This is a genomic window from Ciceribacter sp. RN22, assembly GCF_024054295.1.
GTDB classification, from domain to species: Bacteria; Pseudomonadota; Alphaproteobacteria; order Rhizobiales; family Rhizobiaceae; genus Allorhizobium; species Allorhizobium lividum.
The window spans coordinates 817,849-842,577 of sequence record NZ_JAMXLD010000002.1 but is presented as its reverse complement, the minus strand read 5'-3'; the positions used below and the strand labels follow the sequence as shown (position 1 = coordinate 842,577).

19 protein-coding genes and 1 tRNA gene are annotated in these 24,729 nt (G+C 64.9%); 8 read left to right on the top strand and 12 right to left on the bottom strand.

Annotated elements, in window-relative coordinates; translation table 11 throughout:
* Window positions 1-21: 21 nt before the first annotated feature.
* Window positions 22-98: transfer RNA gene (locus NHF53_RS18975), tRNA-Met, on the top strand.
* A gap of 145 nt (window positions 99-243) precedes the next feature.
* On the opposite strand, the gene NHF53_RS18970 is transcribed toward NHF53_RS18975, so the two are convergent.
* From NHF53_RS18970 to NHF53_RS18955, 4 genes are all read right to left on the bottom strand, one after another.
* Window positions 244-2,805 carry an FAD-dependent oxidoreductase gene (locus NHF53_RS18970; protein WP_252835594.1) on the bottom strand — a complete coding sequence of 854 codons (2,562 nt, stop codon included), beginning with the start codon at window positions 2,803-2,805 and terminating at the stop codon, window positions 244-246.
* A gap of 117 nt (window positions 2,806-2,922) precedes the next feature.
* Window positions 2,923-3,714, bottom strand: a complete 792-nt coding sequence (locus NHF53_RS18965; RefSeq protein ID WP_252835593.1) for an anti-sigma factor — start codon at window positions 3,712-3,714, stop codon at window positions 2,923-2,925.
* Between the two features lies 1 nt (window position 3,715).
* On the bottom strand, window positions 3,716-4,312 hold the full coding sequence (locus NHF53_RS18960) for an RNA polymerase sigma factor (protein WP_252835592.1): 597 nt from the start codon (window positions 4,310-4,312) through the stop codon (window positions 3,716-3,718).
* A gap of 77 nt (window positions 4,313-4,389) precedes the next feature.
* Window positions 4,390-4,920 (bottom strand): tetratricopeptide repeat protein, encoded by a 531-nt coding sequence (locus NHF53_RS18955; protein ID WP_114365180.1) that lies wholly within the window; start codon window positions 4,918-4,920, stop codon window positions 4,390-4,392.
* Window positions 4,921-5,179: 259 nt separating this feature from the next.
* On the opposite strand from NHF53_RS18955, the gene NHF53_RS18950 reads away from it, so the two are divergent.
* Window positions 5,180-6,220 (top strand): GH25 family lysozyme, encoded by a 1,041-nt coding sequence (locus NHF53_RS18950; protein WP_252835591.1) that lies wholly within the window; start codon window positions 5,180-5,182, stop codon window positions 6,218-6,220.
* A 19-nt stretch (window positions 6,221-6,239) separates the two neighbouring features.
* Here NHF53_RS18950 and NHF53_RS18945 read toward each other — a convergent pair whose 3' ends face one another.
* A complete protein-coding gene (locus NHF53_RS18945) occupies window positions 6,240-6,782 on the bottom strand; it encodes a Pycsar system effector family protein (protein WP_252835590.1) in 543 nt (180 codons plus the stop codon).
* Window positions 6,783-6,898: 116 nt separating this feature from the next.
* Here NHF53_RS18945 and NHF53_RS18940 point away from each other — a divergent pair, with 116 nt between their 5' ends.
* Window positions 6,899-10,486 (top strand): FecR domain-containing protein, encoded by a 3,588-nt coding sequence (locus tag NHF53_RS18940; protein WP_252836005.1) that lies wholly within the window; start codon window positions 6,899-6,901, stop codon window positions 10,484-10,486.
* A complete protein-coding gene (locus NHF53_RS18935) occupies window positions 10,486-12,444 on the top strand; it encodes a CHASE2 domain-containing protein (RefSeq protein WP_252835589.1) in 1,959 nt (652 codons plus the stop codon). The genes NHF53_RS18940 and NHF53_RS18935 overlap by 1 nt, the downstream gene beginning before the upstream one ends.
* Here NHF53_RS18935 and NHF53_RS18930 read toward each other — a convergent pair whose 3' ends face one another.
* The 5 genes from NHF53_RS18930 to NHF53_RS18910 all read right to left on the bottom strand — a co-directional run bounded on the left by NHF53_RS18930 (window position 12,445) and on the right by NHF53_RS18910 (window position 17,865).
* Window positions 12,445-13,365: an SMP-30/gluconolactonase/LRE family protein gene (locus NHF53_RS18930; RefSeq protein WP_252836004.1), complete on the bottom strand. Its 921-nt coding sequence runs from the start codon at window positions 13,363-13,365 to the stop codon at window positions 12,445-12,447. It lies immediately after the preceding gene.
* Window positions 13,366-13,406: 41 nt separating this feature from the next.
* Window positions 13,407-14,357 carry an ABC transporter permease gene (locus NHF53_RS18925; RefSeq protein WP_252835588.1) on the bottom strand — a complete coding sequence of 317 codons (951 nt, stop codon included), beginning with the start codon at window positions 14,355-14,357 and terminating at the stop codon, window positions 13,407-13,409.
* The gene (locus tag NHF53_RS18920) at window positions 14,354-15,298 is read right to left on the bottom strand and encodes an ABC transporter permease (RefSeq protein ID WP_252835587.1); all 945 of its coding nucleotides are present in this window, start codon (window positions 15,296-15,298) and stop codon (window positions 14,354-14,356) included. Before NHF53_RS18920 ends, NHF53_RS18925 begins: the two co-directional genes overlap by 4 nt.
* Window positions 15,295-16,743: a sugar ABC transporter ATP-binding protein gene (locus NHF53_RS18915; protein ID WP_252835586.1), complete on the bottom strand. Its 1,449-nt coding sequence runs from the start codon at window positions 16,741-16,743 to the stop codon at window positions 15,295-15,297. The genes NHF53_RS18920 and NHF53_RS18915 overlap by 4 nt, the downstream gene beginning before the upstream one ends.
* A gap of 105 nt (window positions 16,744-16,848) precedes the next feature.
* Window positions 16,849-17,865 carry an ABC transporter substrate-binding protein gene (locus NHF53_RS18910; RefSeq protein ID WP_114365172.1) on the bottom strand — a complete coding sequence of 339 codons (1,017 nt, stop codon included), beginning with the start codon at window positions 17,863-17,865 and terminating at the stop codon, window positions 16,849-16,851.
* Between the two features lie 271 nt (window positions 17,866-18,136).
* Between NHF53_RS18910 and NHF53_RS18905 the strand changes: the two genes are divergently transcribed.
* The 4 genes from NHF53_RS18905 to NHF53_RS18890 all read left to right on the top strand — a co-directional run bounded on the left by NHF53_RS18905 (window position 18,137) and on the right by NHF53_RS18890 (window position 23,263).
* Complete coding sequence (locus NHF53_RS18905) at window positions 18,137-19,360, top strand: GAF domain-containing sensor histidine kinase (RefSeq protein ID WP_252835585.1); 1,224 nt, start codon at window positions 18,137-18,139, stop codon at window positions 19,358-19,360.
* The gene (locus NHF53_RS18900; protein WP_112691193.1) at window positions 19,357-20,100 is read left to right on the top strand and encodes a response regulator transcription factor; all 744 of its coding nucleotides are present in this window, start codon (window positions 19,357-19,359) and stop codon (window positions 20,098-20,100) included. The genes NHF53_RS18905 and NHF53_RS18900 overlap by 4 nt, the downstream gene beginning before the upstream one ends.
* Before the next feature lie 176 nt (window positions 20,101-20,276).
* Window positions 20,277-22,814, top strand: coding sequence for a methyl-accepting chemotaxis protein (locus NHF53_RS18895; protein ID WP_252835584.1), 2,538 nt, complete (start codon window positions 20,277-20,279; stop codon window positions 22,812-22,814).
* A gap of 152 nt (window positions 22,815-22,966) precedes the next feature.
* A complete protein-coding gene (locus tag NHF53_RS18890) occupies window positions 22,967-23,263 on the top strand; it encodes a DUF3175 domain-containing protein (protein ID WP_252835583.1) in 297 nt (98 codons plus the stop codon).
* Window positions 23,264-23,344: 81 nt separating this feature from the next.
* Here NHF53_RS18890 and NHF53_RS18885 read toward each other — a convergent pair whose 3' ends face one another.
* Both NHF53_RS18885 and NHF53_RS18880 read right to left on the bottom strand, forming a co-directional pair.
* Window positions 23,345-23,959, bottom strand: a complete 615-nt coding sequence (locus NHF53_RS18885) for a thiamine phosphate synthase (RefSeq protein ID WP_252835582.1) — start codon at window positions 23,957-23,959, stop codon at window positions 23,345-23,347.
* Window positions 23,956-24,729, bottom strand: a complete 774-nt coding sequence (locus NHF53_RS18880; protein WP_252835581.1) for a thiazole synthase — start codon at window positions 24,727-24,729, stop codon at window positions 23,956-23,958. Before NHF53_RS18880 ends, NHF53_RS18885 begins: the two co-directional genes overlap by 4 nt.

The window sequence follows — 24,729 nt, the reverse complement described above, 5'->3', positions numbered from 1 at the left end:
TCCCCGGAAAGCTCAACATAACGCGGGGTGGAGCAGCCCGGTAGCTCGTCAGGCTCATAACCTGAAGGCCGCAGGTTCAAATCCTGCCCCCGCAACCAACCTTCCCAGAAATCCCTCAAAGCCCCCTCGTGGGGCTTTTGGCGTTTAAGAACCGCCGGGACGAAGCCCACGACGATAACGAACAGAAAGCCCGCCGGCCTCTCGACCGGTGGGCTCCAACTCGCGCAGCGCTATGACCGCCCCTCAGCTCCGCGGCTTCAGGTTTTCCGGATCGTAGAGCGGCTTGTAGCCGACGCCGGCGACTTCGACCGGGTAGGTCTCGGCGAAATACTCGACGGTGAGCTTGCGGCCGACCTGGCAATACTCCCAGGGCAGATAGGCGAGCGCGATGTTCTTGCCGATCGTCGGACCGTAGGCGATCGAGGTGGTGTAGGAGCGGCGGGCGAGCGCATCGATGAGCGTCTCGCCGGTTTCCGGGTCCATGACCGGCAGCGAGCCGACGGGATAGCGCTTCACGCCGTGCCTGTCGGTGTTCTCCGTCATGACGAGTGTGCAGAGCATGGCCGGCTGGTGGTCCCGTGCCCTATATTCGAGGTGCTTGGCCTTGCCGCGGAAATCGGCTTCCTTGACCTTCGGGCGGGCGAGATCGGCCTCGATCAGGTTGTACTGGGTCAAGAGGTCGGCGTTCTGCAGGCGCAGGCTCTTTTCCATGCGGCGGGAGTTCGCATAGGTCTCGACGCCGAAGGCCATGACGCCGGTCGCACGCAGCGCATCCCAGACGGCGAGCCCGTCCTCGTACTTCATGTGCAGTTCCCAGCCCTGCTCGCCGACATAGGAAATGCGGAAGGCGGTCACAGGCTTGCCGGCGATGGTAATCGGCTTGATCGCGGCGAAGGGGAAATTATCCGGATCGAGGCCGGCCGGATCGGCCACGGCCTTTTTCAGGGTGTCGCGGGCGTTCGGACCCCAGATGCCGATGGTGATGTATTTTTCCGAGGTGTCGGTGATGGTGACGTCGAGGCCCCGATCTTGCGCCACGCGCTTCATGTAGTGGAAGTCGCGCGGGCCGGCATCGGCGCCGTTCACGAGACGGCAGCGGTCTTCCATGCGGAAGACGGTGAAGTCGGCCCGCACCATGCCCTCGTCGTCGAGGAAGTGGGTGTAGATGCCCTTGCCGATGTTGGCGTCACCGCCGATCTTGGCGGCGCAGAGCCATTCGAGCAGCTCGACATGGTCCGGCCCCTCGATGTCCACCATGTGGAAGTGCGAAAGGTTGACGATGCCGCAATCCTCGCTCATCGCCAGATGCTCGGCGTTCGAGACGCGCCAGAAGTGGCGGTTGTCCCATTCGTTCTCGCGGACCGGAACCTTGTCGCCGTATTTTTCCAAGAGGTGCTCGTTGGCCTTGTAGCCGTGGGCGCGTTCCCAGCCGCCGAGCTCCATGAAGTATCCGCCGAGCTCGACCTCGCGCTCGTAGAACGGCGAGCGCTTGACGTTGCGGCCGCTGGCATAGGGTTCGCGCGGATGCACGGCGGGGAAATAGATCTTCTGCGCGGCCTCGAAGCAGCGCCCGGCGATGAAGTCCTCGGTCAGCTGGTGCGGATAGAAGCGGGCGTAGTCGATCGAATTGTGGTCGATCTCGGTGCGGCCGTCGGTCATCCAGTCGGCGATGAGCTTTCCGTAGCCGGGGCCGTCCTTGACCCAGATCGCGACGCAATACCAGAGGCCGCGGACCTTCTGGCTCTCGCCGCAGGAGGGGCCGCCGGCGGCCGAAACCTGCAAGAGGCCGTTGAAGGAATGGCCTTCGTTGTAGCCGAGCTCGCCGAGGATTGGTGTGAGCTCGATCGCGCGCTCGAGCGGCTCGAGGATCTGTTCCATCTCCAGATCGCGCTGCGAGGGCGAAAGCCGCGCCTCGTGCTTTTCCAAGAGCTCGCGCGGATGGCACATGCGCGGATTGGTGGTCTCGTAATAGCCCCATTCGATCTGGCCGCCCTCGGTGGTCTTCGGGTCGCCGGTGTCGCGCATGTAGGCGGAATTGCCCTGGTCGCGCAAAAGCGGATAGCCGATTTCCTTGCCGGTGCCCTCGAACTCGTTGAACGGGCCGAAGAAGGTGAGCGGATGGTCGACCGGCATGACCGGCAGGTCCTCGCCGACCATTTCGGCGATCAGACGGCCCCAGAGGCCGGCGCAGACGATGACGTGGTCGGCCATGATCCTGCCGCGATGGGTGACGACGCCCTTGATGCGGCCGTTCTCGACGATCAGCGACTGGGCCGGCGTATTCGCAAAGGCCTGCAGCTTGCCGGCCTTCTCGCCGGCGTCGACCAGCTTGCCGGCGACCGTCTGCGAGCGCGGGATCACGAGGCCGGCATCGGGATCGAACATGCCGCCCTGAACCATGTCTTCCTCGATCAGCGGGAAGAGCTTCTTGATTTCGGCCGGTGAGACATAGTGGGCGCGCGTGCCGAAGGCCTTGGCGGAGGAGAGCTTGCGCTTGATCTCTTCCATCCAGCTGTCGTCGCCGGTGCGGGCGACCTCGAGGCCGCCGATGCGGGCGTAGTGGCCCATCTTCTCGTAGAAATCGATGGAATACTGTGTCGTCCATACCGACAGATAGTCGTGGCTGGTCGTGTAGCAGAAGTCCGAGGCGTGCGCGGTCGAGCCGATGTCCGTCGGGATGCCGGACTTGTCGATGCCGACGATGTCGTCCCAGCCGCGTTCGATGAGATGATGCGCGATGGAGGCGCCGACGATGCCTCCCAGCCCGATGATGACGACCTTAGCCCTTGTCGGAAACTCTGCCATTGCCTGCGATCCTGATTGACGTTGACGCGGGATATTAGGGCGTAAGTCGGCCCGTGTGCAGCCTGTCTGCGACATTCTTCAAAGACTGCACGACCAGCGCCAGGACGCGTGGTGTCGCTAGGCGGCGATCCGGCTGTTGACGCCCTCGGCGAGGCGGCGGATGTCGCCGGCGGGCATGTGGCCGATCAGCATGGCGGCGTGGCGGTCGCTCGACCAGAAGGCGATGTCGAGGGCGTAGCGACGTTCGCTTGCGATTGCCGCCTCGGCGGCCTCGGAGGCGAAGATGCAGAGCGCGAGCGGGTGACCCTCGGGGTCGAGATAGAGGATCTGCGCAAGCGGTCGGTCGTCATAGGCGAGGATCTGCGCATGCCTGAATTCACTGCCGGGAAGGGCGATCGCCTCCGGCGACAACGACAGGCCGAGGCGCTCGTTTATAACCGCGAGCTGGGCGACTGCGGCCTCGTGGCCGGGACGGGCGGCGCCGAGCGTCTCGGCCGTATAGAGCGCCATGTACTGCGCTACCGCGTCGCGCCACTCGGCGCTCCGGGTGACGGCGGCGGGCGCTGTGAAGCGCATCCAGGCGCGGTCGACGACGATGCCGGCGGCGACCGAGGCGGCGATGGCCGTGACAAACCCGCGTCGGCCGAAGCTCGTCGGTTCGGCGGCGTCCTGGCGGGGAATGGCGGCGAGCATGTCTTCGAGGTCGCCGCGGGGCGCCTCTTCGAGCACGGCGGCGAAGCTCTCGCGCAGCGGCAGGAGATCGGCGCGCTCGAGGAAGGCGAGCCGTTCGGCCGCCTCAGGATTGTCGCGCAGCGCTTCCGCGATGCGGGCGCGAGCGGCGGGGTCGAGTTCCCCGTCGATGAAGGCGGTGAGTTCCTCGTCGGAGGGGATCGGCGTCTTGTCGTTCATGTCATACTCCCTGGTCGGTGCCGGCAGCGAGCTTCGCGCGCGCTGCGGCGAGCCGGCTCATCACGGTGCCGATCGGAATATTGAGGATCTCGGCGACCTCGCGGTAGGTAAGGCCCTCGACATAGGCGAGGAAGACGGCGGCGCGCTGCGCCGCCGGCAGGGCATCCACCAGGCGAAGCACCTTGCCGGCATCGGCGCGGAGCTCGGCGTCGCGGGCGCCGTCGAAGGCGAGGTGCTCCTCGGCCGGCACGAGACCCTGTCCGAACCGGACCTTGCGGGCGCGCGCCTCGTTGAGCCAGACCGAATGCAAGATCGAAAAGAACCAGCGGTCGGGACTGCCGTCCGTCACGAACTGGCCGCAGCGCTCCAGCGCCCGGACACAGGTCTGCTGCACGAGATCGTCGGCGACGTCGCGCTGGCGCGACAGCACGAAGGCGTAACGCCACAGTCGCGGCAGACTGGCGAGAAGCCCGCTTCGGATGACTGTTTCGCTGGCGATTTCCGCCTCCCGTGCGCCGTGGAGAGGTCCCGTCTCGCTGCGGGGCGTCTCCGGAGAGCGGCGACTATAGCCCGCCGCGAAATCCCATGCGATGGCCATTTTGCTGTTCTTCCAGGGCTTTCTTCGCGAGGGCCGGGCAGACAGCGCGCCGCCCGGTCCGAGATGATCGAGGCGGATCAGATGTCGGAGGCGCCGTGGATCGCTTCGTCGAGGTCGCGATATTCCTCACAGCCCTCGCCGCAGATCGAGCGGATGGTGGTGAGTTGTTCCCGGGCGAGGTCGAGCCGTCCTTTGATCACATAGGCCTCGCCGAGATATTCGCGGACCTTGGCGTATTGCGGGTCGGCGGCCACCGAGCGCAGATAGTAGGAGATGCCCTCGTCGGTGCGGCCGAGCTTGCGGGTCGCATAGCCGCGGTAGTTGAGCACTTTGGGATCGTTCTGGTCGGCGACGGTGTCGAGCATGGCGAGCGCTTCCTCGTAACGACCGGCCTTGGCGAGCGAATAGGCATAGTCAGTCCGGTTCTCGTCGGTCACGTTGGCGCCGCTCTGCTTCACGCATTTGCCGCTCGCCTGGTCGTAGACTTCGCCCGCCTTGCAGGTCGGGGTGCTGGAACTGTCGTCGCCGGCGGCGAAGACGAGGGCTGACGGGGCGAGGGAGGAAAGGCCGAGCACGACGGCGGCGGCGAGAAAGGTTTTCGTGTTCATCAAGATGTCTCCTTGCGGGGCGTTGCGAGAGGAGAACACGCGGCGCAGCCGTTCTATTCGTCGTGGCGGGAGAAAAAAGTCGTGGAGCCCTGATGGGGGCGGAGCGCTGCCGGAGCGGCGCGATCGGCAGCATGCGTCCCGTCGCGGTAAAGATTGTATTTAGCATTCTCCGATAAATGATCCGTTAGGGATTTTTGTCTGAGGTTTCCGGTGGCATGGCGTCCATGCCGTCCATAGCTGTTCGGAGTTGCGTGTTTCCATGCGTTTGTCGGCCACGTCGCTTGTCGTCGTCTCTCTTCTGCTTGCGAGCTGCCGCTCGACCTCGGGGCCGGAGGAAGTGCTTGCGATCAAGCCCTCCAACGAGGTGACGAGCGCGATCTCGGCACCCGCCGCACCGATCCCGGCGGTGGAGGTTGCCGCCGACGCGGGCGCGCCGCAGGAGAACGTGCCGCAGCAACAGGCGCTCGCCTGGGCGGGCCAAGTGCCGCAATCGCAGGCGCTCACCTCGGCGACGACGACCGTCGCCATGCCGGTGCCGGCCGAAAAGCCGGTGGCGATGCTGGTGCCGGAAAATCCGGCGACCACGCTGGAGCCGCAGGGCCGCACAAGGATCTACAGCCACCGGTTCCGCGACGCCAAGCCGATCAATTTCGGCAAGTCCTCGCCGAAGAAATACGCCGTGCACGGGGTGGACGTCTCTCGCTGGCAGGGCGACATCGACTGGGCGAAGCTCAGGACGCAGGGGGCGAACTTCGCCTACATCAAGGCGACGGACGGCGGTGACCATCTCGACCCGATGTTCAAGGCGAACTGGCACCGGGCGAAGGATGCGGGCCTGAAGCGCGGCGCCTACCATTTCTTCTACTGGTGCCGCACCGCCGGCGAGCAGGCCGAATGGTTCATCCGCAACGTGCCGCGCGACCCCGATGCGCTGCCGCCGGTGATCGACGTCGAATACAATGCCGAGTCGAGCTGCAAGCGGCGGCTTTCCACCGCCAAGGTGCACGAGAAGATGCAGGTCTTCATGGACATGATCGAGCGTCACTACGGCAAGCGCCCAATCATCTACACGGCACCCGATTTCTACGACGACCACCTCGATGGCGCTTTCCGAGAATACCCCTTCTGGCTCCGCTCGGTCGCCGCGCACCCGTCGAAGGTCTATCCGGGCCGCAAATGGCTGTTCTGGCAGTATTCGGGTTCGGGGCTTTCGCATGGCGTCGAAGGCCGGATCGACCTCAACGTCTTCCGCGGCAGCGAGGCAGACTGGCACAACTGGACGGCCGCCCGGGCGAGTTGAGGTCGCCCGCGACAGGTCCTCAGCCGGCGATCAGCAACAGGACATAGGCGAGCACCGTGGCGATGAGGCCGCGGAATGCATAGGACACGAAGCGATACTTCTGCCGGGCGATTTGCGCCAGAATGTCGGCGTTCTTTAGATACTCGTCGAAGAGATAGCGGAGATTGCCGTGTTCCGCCGCTTCTTCGAGCAGCGGACGGTGCTTGGACCACGTGCCCCAGAAGAGCGACGTCGATGTCGTGAGGTGACGCGGCAGGATCACCATGACTGCGGAAAGCATGGAGAAGGTGGAGGTCAGTCCAAGAATAACCGACAGCGTATTCTCCCAGATCCTGCGGTCATAGTAGCGCTCGAGCGTGAAGACGTTTCTGACCTCGCTCGAAGTCACGAGGAAAGCCAGCATGAAAGTAAAGATGTAGGCGGCCTTCTGGTCAGAGGTCTTCACCTGGTCATAGAAGACGTCGTTAATTTTTTTCACGTGGCTGAAATATTCTTGATTCACATCCGCGCTCGCCGGCGGAGTTTCGATCAATTCGCTTGGCGCGGTGTCAAAGTCGGCCATCTTCTCCTGCCCCTCAGTTGAAAGTGTATTTTTGCTACTACACTCCCTTAAAAAGGCAAGGGTGTTTGTATTGGGGATACTTGACACCACCATGGGAGTTGAACACTGCTGTCGCCATGGCGGGAGAATCCTTCAAGATAAAGTCGACAATCGCGGCGCTGCTTGTTGGGGTGAGCTGGAACTGCTCGCCCGCAGCAGCGGAGCCTGTCGCACGCGCAGCCGACGCGGCTGCCTCGGTGATCGCACGCAAGTTCGGCGAAGAGGTGCGCTTCATCGACATCTCGGACTGGCGCTTCGTCGACCTGAAACAGGACCTGCTTCCCGGCGACGTGCTGCGGACGAACGCGACCGGACAGCTCGCCATTCTTTTTGCCGACCGGACGCAGATCCGTCTCGGACGCAATTCCTCGCTGAGGGTGCGGCAGGTTTCCGCCGGCAGCGATGCCGAGCTCGAGCTCGAGGCCGGCACGATGTGGGCGCGCGCCGAGCGCGGCGGGACTGGCGTGAAGATCATGACGCCCGCAGCGACCGCAGCGATCCGCGGCACCGACTGGACGATGACGGTTGAAGGCGCGAAGACGTCGCTCACCGTTCTCGAAGGCCTGGTCGAGCTCAGCAACGATTTCGGAAGTGTGCAGGTCGCTCAGGGCGAGGCGGCGGCCGCCACCATCGGGCAGGCGCCCCATAAGGTGGTGATCGTCGAGTCCGACGACCGCGAGCAGATGCTGTTCTATCTGGCGCCGCGCAACGCCTTCAACTTCATGCCGGCTTCGCCGCTGAAGGTCGCGGACATGCGCCGCGAGATCGACCGGATCTCCGCCATGTCCGCGAAAGCGCGGAGTACCGAGGACCTGCTGGTGCTGGCGGAAACCCAGCTTTCGCTGGAAGGGCGCGAGGCGGCCAGGGCGAGCCTTGCGCTTCTGCGTGCCCGTTCGCTTTCGCCGGCGCAAAGGGCGCGGGCTGATCTCATTGAGGCGACGCTCGTGGCGGCGGAGAAGCGCTATGACGAAGCGGCGGTGCTCTTCGGCCGGGCGGCCGGGAAGCTCGATGCCCGCCGCCGGGACATCGCCGTCTATGGGCGCTATTATGCCCGCTCGCTCGCCGATCCGAACCGGGTCGAACCGCTGCCGACGGCGGTAAGCGGTCCCTACGGCGCGCTGTTGCAGGCCTACGCCCAGGGTTTCCTCAAGGATATCAAGGCAGCCATCGCGACGATCAAGGCGGCCGAACGGCGCTTCCCGGACGATCCCTCCCTGCCGGCCTACCGGGCTCAGTTTGCCTTGCTCCTCAACGACCGCGAACAGGCGGATGAGGCGTTCAACCGTTCACTCTCGCTCGATGCGGCCGATCCCACGGCGCTTGAAGGGCGTGCCAATTATCGCGCGGGGATCAAGGGCGATCTCGACGGTGCCCTTCGGGATCTGCAGGCGGCTGTCAAGGTCGCTCCCGGTTCTACGACGATCTGGAATGCGATCGGTGAGGTGCAGTCGGCCCGGGGGGACACCCAGTCGGCGGAGAAGGCTCTTAGGAAGGCGATCGCCCTCGATCCCCAGGACCCCGTCGCCTATGCCAACCTCGCGATCCTCTATCTCGACCAGTCGCGGGTGGAGGAGGCGAAGGCTGCGATCGACCGGGCGCTCGAAGCGGACCCGAGCTTCGACGGCGCGCTGGTGGCGCGCGGGCGCTATTACATGCAGACCGGCGAGGTCGACCGCGCCGTCGACGATCTGCTCGCCGCCTCGGTGTCGAACCCCGCCTATTCGCAGGGACAGCTTCTCCTTGCCGCCGCACACTACCAGAAGGGCGACAGGGTGCCGGCCCGGCAGGCCATCGACAACGCCGATCGACTGGACGACAACGACCCGGTGATTTCGTCCTACCGGGCGGCCGTTGCAATTGACGATTACGATTCCGAAGGGGCGATCCGCCACGCCCAGGAGTTCATGCGGCGTTCGCGGGAAAGGGGCGGCAATTTCGGATCGCTGAGTGCGAACCGGGATGCGGGGTCGACGCTCAACAACGCCTTCCGCCTGCAGGGACTCAATGCCTGGGGCGAATATTACGGCGATGTGGTGTTCGATCCTTTCGCCGGCAGCAGCTACATCGACCAGACGGTGCGCGGCAGCGCGACGCCCTTCGCCAACAGCTATATCTACGGCGACAGCGTCGTCACCAATGGTGCAAACAGCCTCAGTTATTCGTCGTTCCTGCAGGGCCTTCTGCTTGACCCGCATATGCTGGCCGGCAGCTCGCTCACTGCCAACATCGTGCGGTCTCCCTTCGTCGAGACCACGCTCGGCGGCGTGACCACCGCCGGTGGCGACCCAGGCTACACGGTCGAAGGGGAAGTACAGGGCTACTCCAACCTGCCTTTCCCGACCAGCTATTACCTGAATGCCGAGTGGGAAAAGAGCTATGACGAGCGAACCAGCCCGATCGGCTTCGGTCTCTCCTCGGAGGATCGCCTGCTGCGGGGCAATGGCTACCTGACGCTCAGTCCGACTCCGGACGACCGCGTCGTCGCCTATTTCAACCGCTCTGATGCATTTTCGAATCTGGGCTTGCCGGGAGGAGTGGACATCGAGAACGAGGCGGTGACGACGAACGCCGGCGTCGGCATCAGCCACACCATCGCCTACCGGAACGTCGTCAACGCGGCCCTGCTCTACAATGAAGTGAAGGCGGATGGTCTGAACGAGCTGACACTCGGTCCCGGGCCCATCACCACGGAGAGTTCGCAGCGCACCTATGTCGCAGCGCTGAGCCACAGCGTCGGCGAGGACGACCTGACCTGGCGCTACGGCATCGAGGGCGGCTGGATCGAATCCTACAGCCAGTCCAGCGTCGCAGGCGTTCCTACGATCGCCGATCCCGACGATACCGCCGGTTACGGCCGCGTCTATGTCGACCTGCTGCACGAGATCACGCCGAGCCTCAAGGGCGAGTACGCGCTGTTCGGCATACTCATCGACGGCGCGGCGGAGGACGTGGCCCGGCTCGAGCCCCGTGCCGGCATCGCTTGGTCGCCGGTCGAGGGGCATTGGCTGCGGGCGGGCTTCCTGCGCCAGAGCCTCGACGTCACTACGCCGACGCTTTCGCCGGTCGGCGTCGTCGGCCTGCAGCCGAACGAGATTTCGACGGGTCTCGGCGGCTACGTCGATACGCTTGCGCTGCGCTGGGATGCGGAATGGACGCCGGATTTCTTTACCGCGGCGGAATTCCAGCACCAGGACGTCAAGGATGTGCAGATCACAATTCCGTTCTCGGCCGTCCCGTTCTCGTCGGCCGAGGCGCGCATCGACCGCGGCAGCCTGACGGCGAACCTGCTTCTCGGCCACGGCTTCGGCCTGTCCGCCACCGCCGCCTACGCCACGTCGGAGGACGAGGATCCGGCGTCGGCGAGCTATGGCGAGTCGCTGCCCTTCGTGCCGGACTGGGCAGGGCAGGTGGCGCTCACCTGGGTCAACGAGGCGAACGTGAAGGCGACGATTGCCGCAAATTATGTTGGCAAGCGTGACAGCGAAAGCGGCGCCGAACTCGACGACTACTGGACGCTCGACGCCAACCTGATCTGGGAGCCCTTCGGCAAGCACATGGAGATCGAACTGGCCGGGTATAACCTGCTCGGCGAGGATTTCGAGGTGATGACCGGCATCCCTGGCTGGGGGCCGACCTTCAAGGGATCGATGAAAGTCCGTTTCTGATGATCGGCCGGCTGTTCACGAAGGCTTCGGACCGACGCAAACCCCAGCGGCGACCGCGTTCCGTCCTGCTGGCTCTCGTGGTTCTCGCGGCCGTCATCGGGATTACCCGGCTTGCTGCCTGGTCGCTGGTCGACGACCGTGGCTTCGATCTCTTCTCGACGCTGTGGCATGCGCCGCTGCCGGCCGACGGACCGGTGATCGTGGCGATCGACGAGCCGTCCTTCGCCGAGATCAACGCCCAGTGGCCGTGGCCGCGCGGCCTGCACGCGAAGCTCATCCGGGCCTTGCGCGCCGCCGGTGCAAAGGCCGTCGGCCTCGACATAATTTTCGCCGAACCGGCGGCGGATGACGAAGACAGGGCCTTTGCCGAGGCGCTCGGACCCGATGTCGTGCTGGCGGGTGACGAGACGCTGATCTCGACGGCCGAGGCCGACCAGTTCGTGCGCACGCTGCCGCTCGACCGCTTCCTCGCGGCCGGTGTGCGGCCGGGCATCGCCTCGATCAGCCTCAGCGGTGACGGCGTGGTGCGGAGCCTGCCCGATATCTCCGACAGCTTTGCCGGCGAGCTCGCCCGAGCCGCGGGCCTGACGGTCGAGCCGCCGGCGCACGGCACGCTCATGCAGACCTTCGGCGGCCCGCGGACCTATCCGACGGTCTCCTACTATCAGGCGCTCGATCCCGAACGCTTCCTGCCGCCCGACACTTTCCGCAATCGCGTGGTGATCGTCGGTCTCAGTCTCCAGAACGCCCCGACGGTAGCAGGCGGCGGCGCGGACGCATTCTCAACCCCCTACACGATGTATACCGGAAGCCTGGTGGCCGGGGCGGAGATCCATGCGTCGATCTTCGACAACCTGCGCAAGGGATTCGGCATAGCCGCGGCGTCGCCGGAGGCGGCGCTCCTGTTTCTCCTCTGTGCGGCGGCGGTAGCCCTGGTGCTGACCTGGCGCGGCACCGGCTGGCCGACGGCGATCGGCGGGCTCGCCGTCGTCATCGCGATGGTGGCAGGCAGCTATCTCGTTTTGCACTTCGGGCGGGTCTTCATCTCGCCGATCGCGCCGTCACTCGCCTTCATCCTGATCACCGCCGGGCAATCGACCTTCGACTACGCCGCCGAGCGGCGCAGCCGCCGGGAGATCACGCGGGCCTTCGGGCAATATCTCTCGCCGGAGCTCGTTGAACGCCTGGCACAGGACCCGTCGCACCTGAAGCTCGGTGGCGAGAAGCGCGTCCTTTCGATCCTCTTCTGCGACGTTCGCGGCTTCACCACCATTGCCGAAGGCCTGAAGGACGATCCCGGGCAACTGACGCAACTCATCAATCGGCTGCTCACGCCTCTGTCGGAGGTCGTGCTCGCCCATGGCGGCACGATCGACAAGTATATCGGCGACTGCATCATGGCGTTCTGGAACGCGCCGCTCGACGATACCCTCCACGCGCAGCATGCCGTTTCGGCGGCGCTCGGGATGCTGGAGGCGATCGACCGCCTGAACGACGAGCTGCATGCCGAGGCGGAGGCGAGGGGCGAACCCTTCGCGCCTCTGCGGATCGGCATCGGCGTCAATACCGGGGAATGCATCGTCGGCAACATGGGGTCCACCCGGCGCTTCGACTATTCGGCGCTCGGCGATGCCGTGAACCTCGCCTCGCGCCTCGAAGGCGCCTCGAAACTGTTCGGCGTTCCGCTGCTGCTCGGCGAGAATACCGTGGCGCTCGTCGCGGACGACTTCCCGCTCTTCGAGCTCGACCGCGTGACGGTGAAGGGGAGGACCGTCGGAACGGCGGTTTCGACCGTCTTCGGCGGCATTCCGGACGACGCTGCGCGCCTGCACCGCACCTTCGTCGCCGCCTTCTATGCAGGCGACACCGAGACGTGCCACGGCCTCGTCGACAGGCTTTCGGGCGAAATTCCCGTGCTCGCCGACTACTACCGCCAGCGTACCACGGCCGAGGCCTGATTACGGATACTGCGCGCCCGTCGTGGTGAGATAGACGGCGTAGAGCGACTGCGTGGCCGTAATGAAGAGCCGGTTGCGGCGCGGGCCCCCGAAGGTGAGGTTGGCGACCGTCTGCGGCACCAGGATCTTTCCGAGCAGGATGCCGTCGGGGGCGAAGCAGTGCACGCCGTCGCCGGCACTGGTCCAGAGGTTGCCGGCGAGATCGAGCCGGAATCCGTCGGGCAGACCGCAATCGAGCGTGCAGAAGACGCGGCCATGTTCGAGCCGCTTTCCGCCGACGACATCGAAGACGCGGATGTGGCGCGGCGCCGCCTCGTCATGGCTCGCTGCCGAATCCGCGACGTAGAGCAGCTTCTCGTCCGGGGAAAAGGCCAGGCCGTTCGGCTGGCCGAAATCGTCCGCTACGATCGAAAGCGCGCCGTTCTCCGGATCGAGGCGGTAGACGTTTCGGCTCGGCTGTTCCGGTTCCGCGCGGTAGCCCTCGTAATCGGAGAGGATGCCGTAGGTCGGGTCGGTGAACCAGACGCTGCCGTCGGACTTGACGACGACGTCGTTGGGGGAATTGAGCCGCCTGCCTTCGAAGCGGTCGGCGAGCACGGTGATGCTGCCGTCGACCTCGGTGCGGATCACCCGCCGGCCGCCATGCTCGCAGGAGACGAGGCGGCCCTGCCGGTCACGGGTGTTGCCGTTGACGAAGTTCGACGGCTCCCGGTAGATCGACACGCCCTGACCCGGCACATAGCGGAGCATCCGCTGGTTCGGGATGTCGCTGAACAGCAGGCAGTTCATGTCGGCGAACCAGACGGGGCCTTCGGCCCAGCGGCAGCCGGTGTAGAGTTCCTCGAGTTCCGCACTCTGCACGATGAGATTGCGGAAGCGCGGATCGTGGATTTCATAGACGCGATCGACCATCTTCACCATCGTCTTGCAGGCATTCCTCGTTTCTGAAAGGTCATGGGTGTTCATCGCGCCCGTCCGGTCGGCCGGCTGGCGGCCAGGATCACGGCAATGATGATGAGGCCGGTCAGGATCAGGCGAACGCCCGCCCCGAAGCCGTAGGTGTTGAGCATCGAGACGACCAGGAACATGAAGAGCGAGGCGCCCCAGATGCCCGGCACGTTCGAATTGCCGCCGGCCACCGCCGAGCCGCCGATGACGACGACGGCGATCGACATCAGGAGATATTCGGCGCCCATATTGAGTGCCGCACCGCCGGAGAAGCTTGCGAGCAGGTAGCCGCAGACGGATGCCAGTACGGCGCAGAGCACGTAGGTGGCGAAGCGGGTGCCATCGACCGGGATGCCGGCCATGCGGGCGGCGAAGGAGCTCTGGCCGATCGCGGAAATCCAGCGGCCGTAGACCGCCTTTTCGAGCGCCCACCAGACGGAGACCGACAGCAGGAGGGCGACCAGCGCGACATTCGGGATGCCGAAGGTGGTCGCGATCGAGAAGGATGCGAGCGTTTCGGGCGGCTTGATGCGCAGGCCGCGATTGTACCAGATTGCCGCCGACTGCACGATGAAGCTCATCGAAAGCGTTGCGATGATCGGGGGGATGCGCAGCAGCTTGATGAGCCCGTAGTTCAGGATGCCGATCGCAAGCCCGATCGCGACCGCGATCAGGAGACCGGGCAGGATCATCGCGTCCTGGCCGTCCATCAGCTTCAGCGCGACGGTGCCGGAGAGCGTGATCGTCGCGGGAACGGAGAGATCGACATTGCCGGGGCCGAGGGTGATGACCAGCATCTGGCCGAGCCCGACGATGACGGAGAAGGCCGCAAAGGTCAGTGTCGCCTGGGACAGGCCGACGAAGCTCGCGCCGCCGGTGAACAGCAGGGTGACGATCCAGGTGGCCATCGCCGCGGCGAAGGACCAGATCCAGGGTTTCGACAGGAGCATCGAGGCGCGGTTCATTGTGCCTTGCCCTTCTGTTGGCTGCGGTTGAAGAGAAGACGCAAGGCCAGCACGACGATCAGGATCGCGCCCTGGGCGCCGATCTGCCAATCGGGCGAAATGCGCAGGAACGACAGGAAGGAGCCGGCGAGGGTAAGGGTCAGCGCCCCGACGACCGCGCCGACGGCTGAGACGCGCCCGCCGACGAATTCGCCACCGCCGAGGATGACGCCGGCGATCGAAAGCAGCGTGTAGCGCAGCGCGATGTTGGCATCGGCGGAGGTGGTGAGACCGACCAGCGCCATGCCGGAGAGGACTGCGAAGACGCCGGCCAGCGCATAGGCTGCGGCCTTCATTCTGAGCACCGACCAGCCGGCGCGGGCCACCGAACGGCTGTTGCCGCCGATGCCGCGGATCAGCACGCCGAAGGTGGTACGTGCCACAATGAAATGGGCGACCGCCGCGATCACGATGCTGGCGACGATCGCCATCGGAACAAGCGGCGGCTTCGCGGTCATCACGGTCCGCAGCCAAACCGGCGCCTGGCCGCCGGGGGCCGGCAGGATGAGGACGGCAAGTCCGCTCCAGACGAAGCTCATGCCGAGCGTGACGACGATCGAGGGAAGATCGCGCAGCGTGATGACGAAGCCGAGAAGGGCGTAGACCGCGACGGCGCCGGCGAGCATCACGACGGCGAGAAGGGGCGTGTCCGGCATGTAGGCGGCGGTGATGCAGGCGGCGAAGCTGACGAAGGTGCCCATCGAAAGATCGAGGTCGTTGACCGCGATGATGATCATCTGGGCGATCGTCGCGAGCGCGATCGGCACCGCGAGATTGAAGAGGAGATTGAGGCCGGTATAGCTCATTGCCCGCGGTTGCAGGTAGAAGACCGCGGCAAGCAGCACGAGGAGGGAAACCGCCGGAATCAGCAGGCGGAGGGTGTTCGCGGAGGGGCCCTTCATGCGGCTTCTCCCGAGAAGGAGGCAGCCAGCACGTGATCCTCGGTTATTGTGTCGCCCGTGAGTTCGGCGACGATGGCGCCGTCGCGGAAAACGTAGACGCGGTCGCAAAGGCAGATTTCGTCCATCTCGGTGGAATACCAAATGAATGTCCGGCCAGCGGCGGCTTCGCTGCGGAGAATGCTGTAGACTTCCTGTTTCGTTCCGATATCGACGCCGCGCATCGGATCGTCCATCAGGACGGTTTCGGCATCGCCGGACAGCGCACGGGCAAAGAGTACCTTCTGCTGGTTGCCGCCGGAGAGTGACAGGATCGGGTTGGCGAGATCCGGGGTCTTGATGGAGATGCGTTCCTTCCAGTCGGCCCCGACGGCATCTTCGCGCCCGGCATCGACCGTGCCGAGCCGCGCCAGCGCCCTCAGGTGACCGATGGTGAGGTTGCGAAGGATGCTCCAGAGAGGGAACGTGCCGTTGAGCGAACGGTCACCGGCCACGAAGGCGACGGGGGTCTTTCGCGTGGGAAGCCAATTGCTGCAATTGCGGCCAAAGAGGTCGAGCAGCGTCTCCGTCTGGCCGTGGCCGGCGAGCCCGGCAAGTCCGATGATCTCGCCCTTGCGGGCGCGGAAGGCAATGGCGCTGCCGCCGCGTGCCGGCAGTTCGAGAACGACGGGGGCGGTGCTCGCGGCGCGGCCTTCGGTCTTGTTGCGTTCCTTGACGACGCTGCCCATCGCTTCCACGAGGCTGCGCACCGAGAAACCGTCGGCCGGGCGCGACGCCACGACCTTGCCGTCCTTCATCACCACGATGCGGTCGGCGGTGGAGAGGATTTCGCCGAGAATATGCGAAATGAAGAGGACCGATCCGCCCTCGGAGACGAAGCGGCGGACATAGGCGAGCAATTGCTCCGCCAGTCCGGCGTCGAGGGAGGAGGTCGGCTCGTCGAGGATCACCAGCTTCGGCTTTTCGGTGACCGTCAGGAAATTGATGGCGATCTCTACCATCTGGCGTTCGGCGATCGAGAGATCCCCCACCTGGGCGGAGGCGTCGATGCGGTTGCCGGGAAAGATTTCGTCGAGCTTCTTGCGAACCAGCCCTCCGGCCTTCGTGCGCCAGCCGAAGCCCTGAAGGCCGGCATGCATCAGTCGCGTATTTTCCGCAACTGTCAGGTTGGGGCAGAGCGACAGTTCCTGGAAGACGCAGCGCACGCCGGCGGCGCGTGCTGCGGAAATTCCGCTTGCGGCCTCTCCGGCGTAGGAAATCGAGCCGTGATGCGGCGACAAGACGCCGTTGATGACGTTGACGATGGTCGACTTGCCGGCGCCGTTATGGCCGACCAGGCCGATCGCTTCTCCGGCTCCGACCTCGAGATCGACGCCGTTCAGCGCTTTCACGGCGCCGAACTCGACCCTGACGCCTTGAACTGAAACAACCGTATTGGTTCCGGGCATGTCTGCGCGCACCGTCCTTGAAAAAGATAGAAGAGAGCCCGGCGCTCCATACGACATCGAGGGGCTGACGTCGGGAGCGCACGGGCTCAGGTCGTAATGTCAGCCTTACTTGGCGGCTGCGATCACGGCCTGTGCGTCCTCGAGCGAGTACTCGACGTTGGCAACGCCGCCCTTCTGGGTCGTCTCGAGGTTCTTCTCAAGGGTGTCCTGGTCGATGCGCAGGAACGGCACGACGAGGTCCTTCTTCACTTCCTTGCCGTCGAGGATCTGCTGTGCAACCCAGAAGGCGAGCGTGGAGACGCCGGGAGCGATGGAGACGGACATGGTTTCGTAGCCGTTCGCATCCTTCTGCTTCTTCCACCACTGCAGCTCGTCCTCGCGGTTGCCCATGACGATCACGGGCGTCGGACGCTTGGCAGCTTCGAAGGCCTGGGCGGCACCGTAGCCGTCACCACCCTGGGTCACGACGGCGGCGATTTCCGGCAGGCTCGGCAGGACGCCGGCGACGGCGCGCTGCGCAACGTCCTGAGCCCAGTCGCCGTGGACGGAGCCGACGATCTTGAACTGCGGATACTGCTCGACGCCTGCATGGATACCGGCGGAGATTTCGTCGTCGACGAAGACGCCGGCGAGGCCACGGATTTCGAGCAGGTTGCCGCCCTGGGGGAGCTTCTTCGACAGGTACTCGACCTGGCTGCGACCCATTTCCTTGAAGTCTACGGCGATGCGCCATGCGCAGGGTTCGGTGACGATGCCGTCGAAGGAAACGACGGTGATGCCGGCATCACAGGCTTCCTTGACGGCACCGTTGAGAGCGGTCGGGGACGCGGCATTGAGAACGATCGCGTCGTAACCCTGCAGGATCATGTTCTGGATCTGGGCGGCCTGCTCGGTCGCCTGGTTTTCAGCCGTCGTGAACGGATCGGCAGCGGCCACGACGCCGGCCTTCACCGCTTCCTTGGTGACCTTGTCCCAGCTCGTCAGCATCGCCTGGCGCCAGGAGTTGCCTGCATAGTTGTTCGACAAGGCGATCTTTTTCGACGACGTGTCTGCCTGCGCAGTCATCGGCACGGCAGCACAAAGGACGGCGACGGACGCCATCAGCATCGACCTGAAATTCATCTTTCTCTCTCCCTAAACGCCCTTTGGCGGCTATCCCCGAGACCGCTCCTCTACGGCTATCTCGTGGGCTTATCTCACGCCGAGGAACGGCCTCGGCAAAAATGAGGATGCAGGAAATGCCGAAAGCTGTATAGACGGTTAGAAGCAAAGCTGTTGCGGGAACCCGCAGATCGTTTGCGGGAAGCCGCAAGACATCGCCGCCGGCAATTGCGCTATGCTAAATGCCTTGGCGGCAGGCCGGCGTCCGACGAGATGCCGGCGGGAGGAAATGATGCCGGACGAGCTATCGGCAGAACTTTTCGCGCAGTACATGCGCATTGCCCGGCTTCTGGCCGGTCAGCTCGACTTCCAGTCGGCGATAGATGCAGTCGCCAAGGAAATCAAGTCGATTATTCCACACGACCACATGGATGTCTGCATCATCACGCCCGGCAGTACGTTCCACACGGCCTACGAAAGTGGGCTTGCGACCGACTGGAGCAAGCGGCCTCCCGCCAGCATCCAGCAGAGCCCGCTCAGAAGCCTGCTCGGCGGCGAGGTAGACCGGCTGATTACCGCGGATGCCAGCACCGATCCCGTCTTTCATTTCGAGGGAGCGTTCTCGACGCCGATCCTCGAAAACAACCTGCGGAGCCGGCTGCACGCCGCGCTGAAGGTGCACGGCGAGACCATCGGGGCACTCTCGTTCTCGAGCCTCACGCCGGATTACTACACGGCCCGCCATCTCGAGCGGGCGTGCTCCATCGCCGACCTCATCGCCCCGTATTTCTACGCCTTGCGGGCGGTCGAGGAGGCGAAACGCTCGGCGATCGTGGAAGCGGAAACGCGGGTTCGCGAAGAAGCCTTGCGGCAGGGCGCGCGCCGGCTGACGGAAGCGCTCGACGCCGAACGGCAGCGCATCGGCATGGAACTGCACGACCAGACGCTCGCCGACATGACACGGCTGTCGCGCCGTCTCGAACGGTTGAGCCTGATGTCGAGCGTACCCGGCGAGATGCTGGAGCCGCTGGCGCTCAGCCTGCAAGAATCCATGCACGATCTGCGCCAGATCATCGAACAGGCACGCCCCTCGGTGCTGCAGCTCTTCGGGCTCGTCGAGGCGATCGAGACCCAGATCGAGCGATCGGTTCGCGATAGCGGCATGACGTTCGACTGGCACCTCGTCGATGACACGGACGGCGCCTGCAACCGGTTGCCACAGACAGTGACGCTGGCGATCTTCCGTATCGCGCAGGAGGCGATTAACAACGCCATCCGGCACTCCGACGGTGACCGGCTGGACGTGCATCTCACCAAGGATGCACACCATCTCGTCCTCGAGATTCGCGACAACGGCGTCGGCATGAAGCAGAAATCGGGCGCCCGCGGCAGTGGTATCGAGAACATGCGCACGCGGGCGCGCCTGATCGCCGCGCAGTTCTCCTGCGGGAGTGACGCCAACGGCTCCTATGTGCGTGTGAGGCTCGCCGCGCCCGGCGAAGGGGAGACGACATGAAGGTACTGATTGTCGAGGATGACCCCCTGCACCGCAGCTATCTGAACGAGACGGTTCGCGCCGCGCTGCCCGAATGCGACCTCATCATGGAGGCTGAAGACGGCGTCGCCGCCGAGAAGCTCGCACGCGAACACCGGTTCGACCGGATCGTCATGGACCTGCAGATGAGCCCGAAAAACGGCATCGAGGCGGCACGGACGATCTGGCACGAGCGCCCGGACACCAGCATCCTTTTCTGGTCGAACTATGCCGACGAGGCGAACGTGCGGGGAATCGCCCGCATCGTGCCCGACGGAGCGGCTTACGGCTATATCCTGAAATCGGCCTCCGACGAGCGGCTGCGTCTCGCGCTGCGGGCGATTTTCGTCGAGAGCCAGTGCATGATCGATCGCGAGATCCGTGGCTTGCAGCAGCGCAGTCTCGGCACGGCCCGTGGCTTCACCGATTCCGAATATGAAATCCTCGTCGATATCGCACTCGGGCTCACCGACAGGGCGATCGCCTCAAGGCGCCATCTCTCGCTCAGGAGCGTGCAGAACCGCCTGCAGAGCCTGTACGAGAAGCTCGGCGTCTACCAGCCCGCCGTCGACACGCACGGCGAGGCCTGGTTCAACCTCCGGGCCCGGGCGGTGACGGTCGCCTTCCTGCGCAAGCTCCTCAACCACGCCGCGCTCGAAAGGGCGGAAGCTGAACTGTCGGGCTGGCTGAAGCGGGCCGGCAAGGCGCATCCCGAGAATTGAAGGCGGCTCCCGCATTCGCGGGCTCGCAAATGCATGTGCCGAAGCGGGAAGAAGTGCCGCCGTCTTAATCGGCCGTTAGTGATCTTTCGCCTAGTCTCCACCAGTTATCCGTGCAGCATTGCCGGTGCCGCATGTGACGATATTTGCCGGACGGAGACGCCGGAGGAGGATTGCAAGTGTTCATTGATCGAGTTCTGTCGCGTTTCAATATCCAGACGAAGGTACTGATCTTCATCCTGCCCTTCGTCATCAGCATTTCCGCCGTCGGCTTCACGGGGCTCTGGGCCTCGGGCCTGTTGCAGGGGCGCATTGAGATATCGAATAGCGTACTGCAGTCCTTGAGCGGTTTCCGCGACGTATCGGCCGCGATGAACGAATTCCTCGCGCACACGACCGAGGAGGCGCGAGGCGATGTCACCGGCCGGCTGGAACAGCAGAAGCGGAACCTCGAGACCACGCTCTCCCAGCTCTCGCCGGATGCCGACGGGCGTGCGGATCTTGAGGAAGCGGGTAGACTGATCGACAAGGTCTTCGTCCACATCGACGACTTGTGGCGCCTGCATGAAACAGAGTCGACGCTCGTGGGCACGCTGCAGCAGGGGACAAAAGACGTAGTTTTGTCTCAGGGTCGCGTCACCGCCGCCATGACGACCATGGAACGTGCCGTTCAGGCGGATGACGCTGCCGCGAAATCCATCTTGCGTGACGCCGAAAGCATCCGCAGTGCCGGCTCCTTCCTCTCTGAAACCAGTTCCGCCTTCACCAAGGCCAAGACACCCGACGAGAAGTTCGCTGTTGTCGCCGAACGGCTCGGCCAGATCGTCGCCCATCAGCAGACTCTTGCCACCGTTCTGCCGGAAGCCAACAGGTCGGCTGTCAGGACGCTCGAAAAGATCGCCGGGGAGCTTAAGGCCGCGATCGACGCAAATGACCGGTCGGAAGCTGTAATCACCGACCTTGCCGGCAAGCTTCGCAGCTTCACGCAGCTCAACGCCTATCTCGGCCTCGCAGCGCAGCAGAAGATGAAGGAGGCCACGATCAAGTTTGGCGAGCTCGACGTGCCGCTTGCCAAGGCCCAGGCCGTGATCGCTGACGGACGCCAGGTGATGGCGGCGGGCTATGCCCTGCAGATCATGATGGCGCGCTTCCTGCTCGATCCGAGCGAGCAGAACCGGATGCTGCTGGAGCAGCAATTCAATACGATCAAGAAATTCCTTGGAGCTCTCGACAAGACAGCTGCGGACCAGCCGATCCTGATGCAGGTTAAGAAGGAGCTGACTCCGGCGGTGGAAACTATGGTCGGAGCCAGTGTCGAGCTGGTCAAGGTCAGTCAGGAACGCAAGACTCGCTTCGATGAAGCTGCAGCCGATCTGGGGGTCATCTGGACGCACCTTACCTCGTTCGCCGAGGTGCAGAAGCAGAGTGCGGGCAATGACCGCCGCGAAGCCAATTCGATCTCGATCAGTGCGACTGTTCTCGGCATCGTCATCTCGGTCTTCGCGGGTATCGGCCTCGTCCTCACCTTCAAGGGCCCGATCGGCCAGATCACCGCGGCGATGCGCCGGTTGGCCGACGGCGTACTCGACACCAAGATCACCGGCGAAAGCCGTGTCGACGAGATCGGCGAGATGGCGCGTGCGCTCGGCGTCTTCAAGCAGAACGCGCTCTCGAAGATGGAGATCGAGCACCGCAGCGAGGCCGAACGGGCCGAGGCGGAGGAAGAGCGCCGCCGCAACGACCTCGAGAAGCAGCAGATCGACCGCCAGATCGAGTTCGCCGTCACGGCGCTCGCCGCAGGTCTCGGCCGTCTTGCACAGGGCGACATCTCCGAGACCATCGACACGCCGTTCCACGGTCGCCTGGAACAGCTTCGCAACGACTTCAACCAGTCGCTGCAGCGCCTGCAGGAGACGATGACGCAGGTGCGCTCGAACACCTACATGATCCAGCGCAACGCCGCGGAGATGAGCTCTGCGGCCGACAATCTCGCCAAGCGAACCGAACAGCAGGCGGCCTCGCTCGAAGAGACCGCCGCCGCCGTCGAGGAGATTACCGTCACCGTCAAGTCCTCCGCCGAGCAGGCCGAGGAAGCGAACGTGATCGTCGCCGACACCAAGAGCCGCGCCGACACCTCCTCGGTCGTGGTCGGCAACGCGATCGCGGCGATGGGCCGGATCGAGGACGCCTCGGGCCAGATCGTGCAGATCATCGACGTCATCGATGAGATCGCCTTCCAGACCAACCTTCTGGCGCTCAACGCCGGTATCGAGGCGGCGCGGGCCGGCGAGGCCGGCAAGGGCTTTGCCGTGGTCGCACAGGAAGTGCGCGAGCTCGCCCAGCGTTCGGCGGGTGCGGCCCAGCAGATCAAGGACCTGATCCACAAGTCGAGCACCGAGGTTTCCTCCGGCGCCAAGCTGGTGCAGCAGACGGGTGCGGTGCTCGCCGAAATCTCGGCGAACATCATCACCGTCTCCGAACGCGTCGCGATGATCGCGATGGCGAGCCGCGACCAGTCGAACGCGCTGTCGGAGGTCAACTCTTCCGTCAACGCCATGGACCAGATGACCCAGCGCAATGCCGCCATGGTCGAGGAGACCAATGCTGCGACACGCCAGCTTGCCGACGAGGCGGACGCCCTCATGCATCTCGTCAGCCAGTTCCGGCTGCCGGAAGGCAACGCGCGTGCCAGTGAACGGGGAGCCTACGCCGCGTAGCCGGTTGCGACCATCGCCTTTCGCCCCTTCGAGCCGCCGGTCACCCCGGCGGCTCTTTGCATTTTCAGCGCCTGGTCCGCTGGGCCGACCGTGCATGCGATCCGTGGTAGACTTTAGCTGGAGTTGAGACGACGAGCCGCGGAGGGCAGGCGATGGCCGGCGACGAGCGGAAGCGCAAGCGGTGGTCCCAGGAGGTCACGGAGCGCAGCAATGCGCTCGATCTGGAAGAGGACGTATTCCTGAAGGTTGATCCGAAGGCGGTGGCGAGATCACTCAAGGCTTCCGCCGAGGCGTCCTCCCGACGCAAGAGCAGTGCATTCCGATCGGCGATGTCGATGCTGACATTCTATATCAACCGCGCGGGCCGCAACCTGCCCGAGGCGCGGAAGGTGGTGCTGGAGGCTGCAAAGAACGAACTGCGGGAGCTTTACGGCCGTCCGCGCCGTTAGGCTGGTGTCACGCCCGGCAACCGGACTGCACGCATGGTCCACCCCGCCGGTGTCGTTTGCCGGCGGGGCTGGACGTGAGCGTCAGAGCGGTTGGCGCCGGCGCTCCGTCGCCGCGATCCACGCTCGCGTCCGGGCCTCGGGGTCCGGGTTGCGGGTAATGTCCGTGACGACGGCGGCGCTGTCGGCGCCGTGGGCGAAAACGCCTTCGAGCCGCTCGACGGTGAGGCCGCCGATTGCCACCAGTGGCAGCGTGCCGATCCTTTTCCGCCACGCCGAAAGCCTGTCGAGGCCCTGCGGCGCCCATTTCATCTGCTTCAGGATGGTCGGGTAGACCGGTCCGAGCGCCACATAGTCCGGCTGCGCCGCAAGGGCCGTTTCGAGCTCCGCCTCGTCATGGGTGCTGATGCCGAGCTTCATGCCGGCGGCGTGGATCGCCGCCACATCGGCGTCGGCGAGGTCTTCCTGTCCGAGGTGCACGAAATCGCAACCCTCGTCGATGGCGATCCGCCAGTAGTCGTTGACGATCAGCTGGCAGCCCGCCCCCGCGCAGACGGTGCGGGCACGGCGGATCTCGTCGCGGAGAGCCGCTTCCGGCATGTCCTTGATGCGCAGCTGCACGAGCTTGACGCCGAGGGGCACGAGGCGCCCGATCCATGCGGTGCTGTCGACGATCAGGTAGAACGGATCGAGCCTCATGCGAAAACTCCCTTGCCGATGACGGGCGTGGAAGGAACGGCCATGTCGCGCGGTGCCAGAAGCCCGGCGCGATGGGCCTTGCGGCCGGCGATGATGGCTTCTGCGAAGGCTTCGGCCATCGCCGGGGGATCGCCGGCGCCGGCAACGGCCGTGTTGAGGAGGACGGCGTCGAAGCCGAGTTCCATGACTGCTGCCGCGTGGGACGGGCGGCCGATGCCGGCATCGACGATCAGCGGGATGTCCGGGAATTCCGCCCGCATCGCACGGAGTCCCGAGACGTTCTGCGGACCGGCGGCGGTGCCGATCGGTGCGCACCACGGCATCAGGACCTTGCAGCCGGCGGCCAGCAGTCTTTCGCCCGCCACCAGGTCGTCCGTCGTATAGGGGAAGACCTTGAAGCCGTCGGCGGTGAGGATGCGGGCCGCCTCGACCAGCTGGAAGAGGTCCGGCTGCAGGGTGTCGTGGTGGCCGATCAGTTCGAGCTTGATCCAGTTGGTGCCGAAGAGATCGCGCGCCATCTTTGCCGTCAGCACGGCTTCCGAGACGCTGTGGCAGCCGGCGGTGTTGGGCAGCACCCGGACGCCGAGGCCGCGGATGAGTTCGAAGAAGGCACCGCCCGTCTTGCCGCCGGCGGTCTCCCGCCTGAGCGAAACCGTGACGATCTCCGTGGCGGAGCGGCGTGCGGCTTCCGCGAGGACGGCGGGAGAAGGATAGCGTGCCGTGCCAAGGAGGAGGCGGGAGGAGATCTGCGTTCCGTAGAGTTCCAGCAT

What these genes read in the sequence shown, in the direction of transcription:
- NHF53_RS18900 (WP_112691193.1), top strand. Translation starts at nt 19,357, where the DNA reads ATGAAGGTACTGATTGTCGAGGATGACCCCCTGCACCGCAGCTATCTG.
- NHF53_RS18965 (WP_252835593.1), bottom strand. Translation starts at nt 3,714, where the DNA reads ATGAACGACAAGACGCCGATCCCCTCCGACGAGGAACTCACCGCCTTC.
- NHF53_RS18970 (WP_252835594.1), bottom strand. Translation starts at nt 2,805, where the DNA reads ATGGCAGAGTTTCCGACAAGGGCTAAGGTCGTCATCATCGGGCTGGGA.
- NHF53_RS18880 (WP_252835581.1), bottom strand. Translation starts at nt 24,729, where the DNA reads ATGCTGGAACTCTACGGAACGCAGATCTCCTCCCGCCTCCTCCTTGGC.
- NHF53_RS18955 (WP_114365180.1), bottom strand. Translation starts at nt 4,920, where the DNA reads ATGAACACGAAAACCTTTCTCGCCGCCGCCGTCGTGCTCGGCCTTTCC.
- NHF53_RS18905 (WP_252835585.1), top strand. Translation starts at nt 18,137, where the DNA reads ATGCCGGACGAGCTATCGGCAGAACTTTTCGCGCAGTACATGCGCATT.
- NHF53_RS18945 (WP_252835590.1), bottom strand. Translation starts at nt 6,782, where the DNA reads ATGGCCGACTTTGACACCGCGCCAAGCGAATTGATCGAAACTCCGCCG.
- NHF53_RS18915 (WP_252835586.1), bottom strand. Translation starts at nt 16,743, where the DNA reads ATGCCCGGAACCAATACGGTTGTTTCAGTTCAAGGCGTCAGGGTCGAG.
- NHF53_RS18950 (WP_252835591.1), top strand. Translation starts at nt 5,180, where the DNA reads ATGCGTTTGTCGGCCACGTCGCTTGTCGTCGTCTCTCTTCTGCTTGCG.
- NHF53_RS18910 (WP_114365172.1), bottom strand. Translation starts at nt 17,865, where the DNA reads ATGAATTTCAGGTCGATGCTGATGGCGTCCGTCGCCGTCCTTTGTGCT.
- NHF53_RS18930 (WP_252836004.1), bottom strand. Translation starts at nt 13,365, where the DNA reads ATGGTGAAGATGGTCGATCGCGTCTATGAAATCCACGATCCGCGCTTC.
- NHF53_RS18935 (WP_252835589.1), top strand. Translation starts at nt 10,486, where the DNA reads ATGATCGGCCGGCTGTTCACGAAGGCTTCGGACCGACGCAAACCCCAG.
- NHF53_RS18890 (WP_252835583.1), top strand. Translation starts at nt 22,967, where the DNA reads ATGGCCGGCGACGAGCGGAAGCGCAAGCGGTGGTCCCAGGAGGTCACG.
- NHF53_RS18940 (WP_252836005.1), top strand. Translation starts at nt 6,899, where the DNA reads ATGGCGGGAGAATCCTTCAAGATAAAGTCGACAATCGCGGCGCTGCTT.
- NHF53_RS18885 (WP_252835582.1), bottom strand. Translation starts at nt 23,959, where the DNA reads ATGAGGCTCGATCCGTTCTACCTGATCGTCGACAGCACCGCATGGATC.
- NHF53_RS18920 (WP_252835587.1), bottom strand. Translation starts at nt 15,298, where the DNA reads ATGAAGGGCCCCTCCGCGAACACCCTCCGCCTGCTGATTCCGGCGGTT.
- NHF53_RS18925 (WP_252835588.1), bottom strand. Translation starts at nt 14,357, where the DNA reads ATGAACCGCGCCTCGATGCTCCTGTCGAAACCCTGGATCTGGTCCTTC.
- NHF53_RS18960 (WP_252835592.1), bottom strand. Translation starts at nt 4,312, where the DNA reads ATGGCCATCGCATGGGATTTCGCGGCGGGCTATAGTCGCCGCTCTCCG.